Origin of the sequence: Methylovulum psychrotolerans (assembly GCF_002923755.1) — a bacterium.
GTDB classification, from domain to species: Bacteria; Pseudomonadota; Gammaproteobacteria; order Methylococcales; family Methylomonadaceae; genus Methylovulum; species Methylovulum psychrotolerans.
Map to the genome: position 1 here is coordinate 1 of NZ_PGFZ01000075.1, position 1,458 is coordinate 1,458.

The window sequence follows — 1,458 nt, forward strand, 5'->3', positions numbered from 1 at the left end:
CCGGTCGTCGCGGGCAAGCTGGAGGGCGGCGGCGGCACAATACACTTCAATTACGGCCAAAGCTATCTGGAACGCGTCAAGGACAGCAACCCGGCCATCGCCATTTACGAACCGGAATTGCCTTTAAGACGGGGGGTCTTGCCTTTATTGGACGGGCTGAGCATGCCCGGCTGCATCCGTGACGCCGCCCCGGATGCGTGGGGGCGGCGGGTGATCATCAACAAAAAATGGGGCTTGAAAGGCGCCGGTGCGGATACCGCCGTGCTGGACGAGCTGACCTACCTGCTGGAATCGGGCTCGGACCGCATCGGCGCCCTGGATTTTCAGCGGTCGCCCTCAGAATATAGCCCCCGCGCCTACACTAACGCCAGCATGGAGGAACTCTTGGAAGCGGCGGAACGTGTGGAAAAAGGCCTGCCGCTTTCGCCGGAACTCGGCCAGGCCCTGTTTCACGGCAGTTCCATTGGCGGGGCGCGCCCCAAAGCCCTGGTCGAAGACCAAGGCAAAAAATACATCGCCAAATTTTCTTCCGGCACCGACCTGTACAGCGTCGTCAAGGCCGAATTCATTGCCATGCGCTTGGCCGCCTTGGCGGGGCTGGAGGTGGCCGCCGTCCGGCTGGGGCAAGCCGCCCATAAGGACGTTTTGCTGGTCGAGCGGTTTGACCGCGAAAAAACTGCGGCGGGGTGGTCGCGCAAGGCGATGGTGTCGGCATTGACCCTGTTCGGGCTGGATGAGATGGCGGCGCGTTATGCCAGTTACGAAGAGCTGGCGGCGATCATCCGGCACCGCTTCGCCCACCCCAAAAACACGCTCAGGGAACTGTTCTCCCGCCTGGTGTTCAATGTCCTGTGCGGCAACACCGACGACCACGCCCGCAACCATGCGGCCTTTTGGGACGGCCAAACCCTCAGGCTGACCCCGGCGTATGATATCTGCCCGCAGGCCCGCACCGGTTATGAGGCCTCCCAGGCCATGCGGATCACCGGCACCGACAATCTCAGCCAGCTCGCCACCTGCCTGGCGGCGGCGCACCATTTCCTGCTCGGCAAGGACGAGGCGCACGCCATTATTGACCGGGTGGCGGCGGCCATCGAAACGCACTGGGACGGGGTGTGCGCCGAAGCCCGCTTGTCCGGAACCGACAAGAACCTGCTCTGGGGCCGGCAATTTTTCAACCCCTTTTCCATTATAGGCCGTTAAGGGCGCCGGCATCCTGGGGGCGGGGTTCGGGGCGGCCCGAAGCCGTTTGTCCGGCAACCCCCCCCTCCCCTTACCTACAAAACCCCCCGCCGCCCGGCGGTTCGGTGAATAATTTTTTCAGCTTAACCGTGTTAAAAACCACTTGTCGGCTACAGTGGTATAGATAACCCCCAGAATTACTTTCTCTCGCTCTAACTCTATTAATTGAGTTTTGGAAATGACAGTTATCAATCTCACCGCGCCATAAGGCCGAGC

Annotated in this window: 1 protein-coding gene; it reads left to right on the forward strand. The window is 61.4% G+C overall.

Annotated features, from left to right (window positions below):
• Window positions 1-1,203, forward strand: a 1,203-nt coding sequence (locus AADEFJLK_RS23635; RefSeq protein ID WP_103976038.1) for a type II toxin-antitoxin system HipA family toxin, incomplete at its 5' end; no start/stop codon positions are given.
• Window positions 1,204-1,458 lie beyond the last annotated feature (255 nt).